Origin of the sequence: uncultured Campylobacter sp., assembly GCF_938030785.1 — a bacterium.
Classification (GTDB): Bacteria; Campylobacterota; Campylobacteria; order Campylobacterales; family Campylobacteraceae; genus Campylobacter_B.
Map to the genome: position 1 here is coordinate 1 of NZ_CALHIK010000027.1, position 3,531 is coordinate 3,531.

General features: G+C 50.8%; 3 protein-coding genes. 2 read left to right on the forward strand and 1 reads right to left on the reverse strand.

Translation table 11 applies throughout. The features are described from left to right. On the forward strand, positions 1–1,851 hold a 1,851-nt coding region (gene bioA, locus Q0438_RS01380), incomplete at its 5' end, for an adenosylmethionine--8-amino-7-oxononanoate transaminase (protein ID WP_299186483.1). A 2-nt stretch (positions 1,852–1,853) separates the two neighbouring features. Further along, complete coding sequence (locus Q0438_RS01385; RefSeq protein ID WP_299186486.1) at positions 1,854–3,218, forward strand: sodium:solute symporter; 1,365 nt, start codon at positions 1,854–1,856, stop codon at positions 3,216–3,218. A gap of 6 nt (positions 3,219–3,224) precedes the next feature. Here Q0438_RS01385 and Q0438_RS01390 read toward each other — a convergent pair whose 3' ends face one another. Next, on the reverse strand, positions 3,225–3,365 hold the full coding sequence (locus Q0438_RS01390) for a hypothetical protein (RefSeq protein WP_299186487.1): 141 nt from the start codon (positions 3,363–3,365) through the stop codon (positions 3,225–3,227). Positions 3,366–3,531 lie beyond the last annotated feature (166 nt).

A 3,531-nucleotide genomic window follows, 5' to 3' on the forward strand; every position in this document is an offset into this window, starting at 1 on the left:
TGCGAAATCACGCTGATCGAAGGCGCAGGCGGTATTTTCGTGCCGCTAAACTCGCACGAGAGCTTTTTGGACGTGATGAGAGCGGTAGATGCGCCGATCGTTCTGGTCTGTAAAAACGAGCTAGGCGCGATAAACAGCGCGCTTTGCAGCGTCTATGTCCTACGCTCGCACGGGCTTAAAATCGCGGCGCTGGTTCTGAATTTCACCGACGAAAAGGATGAAATTTGCGTATCGAACGCAGCGTATCTGAAAAGCAAGCTCAAAGGCATACCCGTCATATCGCTACGTAAATTCCAAAAGGACGACTTTGCCGCCGCTGCGCGCTCTTTTGAAAATTTCATCGCCTCGCTAAATTTTAACGATTCGTCGCAGATGGACGCGGGCGCGGCAAATTCAAACGAAACCGCCGCGGTAGCCTTGGATACGGCGCAAAGCGGGCAGAGGGGCGCAAATTTAAATAAGAATTCTAAAAATAGCAAGGCTCGCTTTGCTTTGGACACAGCGCAGGTCTGCGAACAAGACGGCGAAATTAAAAGTAGCCGTGCCGCGCCGCCGCTCATGAGCGCTTCAAACACGGGCCCCATTGATCTAAACTTCGATGCGAAGCATCTTTGGCATCCCTACACTTCCGCGACGCATCCGCTTAAGGCGCACGGCGTGCTCCGCGCCGAAGGCAATAAAATTTACACGACGCAGGGCGCGCTGATCGACGGGATGAGCTCTTGGTGGTGCGCCGTGCAAGGATACGGCAGCGAGGCGCTAAATGCCGCGGCGACCGCGCAGATGAAGGAATTTTCTCATGTGATGTTCGGCGGGCTTACCCACGCGCCCGCGATAAATTTAGGCAAAAAACTACTCTCGATGTTGCCGCAGTTTGATCGTATCTTTTACGCGGACAGCGGCTCAGTAGCGGTCGAGGTGGCATTGAAAGCGGCGATCTGCTATCAGCAAAACGTATCGCCTAAAAAGAGTAAAATTTTAACCGTCAGAGGCGGGTACCACGGCGATACGTTCGGCGCGATGAGCGTTTGCGATCCGCTCACCGGCATGCATTCGCTATTTAGCGGTATCTTGGCGCGTCAAATTTTTGCGCCGCGCCCGAGCTGTCGCTTCGACGCGCCGTTTGACCCGTCTAGCACGGATGAAATTTCTAAAATTTTTAAAGAAAACAAAGATGAGATCGCAGCGATCATAATCGAGCCTATCGTCCAGGGAGCCGGCGGGATGTGGTTTTACCATCCGAAATTTTTAGACCGTCTCCGCGAGCTGTGCGACGAAGCGGACGCGGTGCTCATCTTTGACGAGATCGCCACCGGCTTTTGGCGCACGGGCAGGGTGTTTGCATACGAATACTGCGGCGCGGTACCCGACATAATCTGCATAGGCAAGGCGCTAAGCGGCGGATTTATGAGCTTTGCGGCGGTCTTGACGAACAAAAAGATCGCGCACGGCGTGAGCAAAAACGGCGGCGTTTTGATGCACGGACCGACCTTCATGGCAAATCCTCTAGCTTGTGCCGTTTCGCTTAAAAATTTAGAAATTTTATGCGCGCAGGACACGGCGCAAGAAGTCGCGCAAATCCACTCCGACCTGCAAGAGGGCCTTAAGGGGTGCAGAAGCTTAGACGGCGTGGCGGACGTTCGCACCTTGGGCGCTATCGGCGTCGTAGAGATGAAGGAGGCGGTGGACGTAGAGGCGCTGCAGGAGTTTTTCGTAAAAAGGGGCGTTTGGATCAGACCGTTTGGCAAAAACATCTATCTCATGCCGCCGTTCATAACGCCCAGAAGCGATACGCAGGCGCTTTGCGAAGCGATCCGCGATGCGGTAAAATTAAAAATTTATAAAGGATAAGATTGCAAATTTTAATTGTATTTATCATATTTCTACTTTTGCTAGGCTTCTTGGAATTTCGCAAAAAGACCGCCCTTGAGGGCTTTTTGGTCGCGGACAGAAAGGCGAGTGCTTTTGAGATTGCATTTTCGATAGTCGCTACCTGCGTGGGCGGCGCAGCTACGATCGGCGTGGTATCGAATATGCAAAAGTATGGATTTGCCGCGGTTTGGTGGCTTTTAAGCGGCGCAATCGGACTGATGATTTTAGCGATTTTTATTGCAAAAATTTTACGCGCGAGCAAGGCGCTGACGTTCGCGCAGATAGCAGAAATGTTTATCGACAAAAGAGCCAGGCTCGTTAGCGCGGTCATCATTTGCGTGGCGTGGTGCGCCATTTTGGCGGCGCAGTTTAGCGCCAGCGCGCGCATACTCTCGACGTTTGATCTAAATTTCAACTCCTCGCTGCTCATCGGAGGCGCGGTCATCATCGTTTATACGATTTTGGGCGGACAAAGAGCGGTCATCAGAAGCGACGTGTATCAGTACGCCATCGTAATCGCGGCGTTTTTGGCGGTTTTGCTCTGGCTAAATTTTAATTCGCCGCAGGTATTTGAAAATGTAAATTTTACGCTCAAAAATGACGCCTTCGGATACGATAAGATCGGATATTATCTGCTGGTTATCGGTACTAGCTACGTGATCGATCCGATGCTGTTTTCTAGAATTTTAAGTGCAAAGAACGAGCGCGCGGCGATACTGGGCTCTATCTTCGGTGCTGTTGGAATCACAATCAGCAGCATAATGATCGCTTTTATAGGTTTCGGTGCGATGAGCCTTGCGGCCGACGGCACGAGCGGCGAAAATCTGCTTAACGTAAGCCTTTTTAATGCGCTGCCTGCGTCCTTGGGCGCGGTTTTGATGCTGGGACTATTGGCGGCGATCATATCCTCTGCGGACACTTGCTTGATCACGGCTTCTAGCATCTTCGCGCACGATATTTTGCGAAGCGAGGATCTAAAAATTTACCGCATCGCTACGCTAGGCTTCGGCGCGATCGCGCTACTTTTAGCAAGCTTCGGGGGCGAAATTTTAAACTATCTCTTCGCGGCGAGCAACATCTTCGTAAGCGGCGTGGCGACGGCGCTATTTTTCGCCATCATCTTTCGCGGCAAGATCGATAAGGATCTTGTTTTGTGCGCCATGTGCTTAGGCGGTGCTTTAGGGCTAGCCGCCGCGATTAGCGGCATAAATGCCTTTGCCGTAGCAGGGATCATTACGGCGTGCATTTTATGCCTGGCGGCTAGGTTAAAATTTAACGCAGCCTCTTCAAAGCTTGATCCAAACTGCGTCTGCATACCCCAAGCAAGCGAGTACGAAGAGAAATAAGCGCAGCTAGCTGCTTTCGGTAAATTTTATGCGGGCGGATACGGCGCGTTTAATAAGATCATTATCGCATAAGAGTGAAGCTACTAAATTTATCCCGTTTTGCATTGCAAGATCGATGGTCTCTTTATGCGCCACAAACGGGATCATCTGCGTAGCGTCTAAATTTAAAAAGGGGCGAGAAATCTCCCGCCCCTGAAATTTAAGTATAGGATTTGATTTTATAGATGTGCAAGCTAGGGCTTACACATTCTCTTAAAATTTAAAACATAATCTCAAACCCTGCATTGATAGCTCCGCCTCTTGTTTTGCCTAC

Coding starts and splice junctions, on each gene's coding strand:
- Q0438_RS01390 (WP_299186487.1), bottom strand. CDS start 3,365: ATGATCCCGTTTGTGGCGCATAAAGAGACCATCGATCTTGCAATGCAA.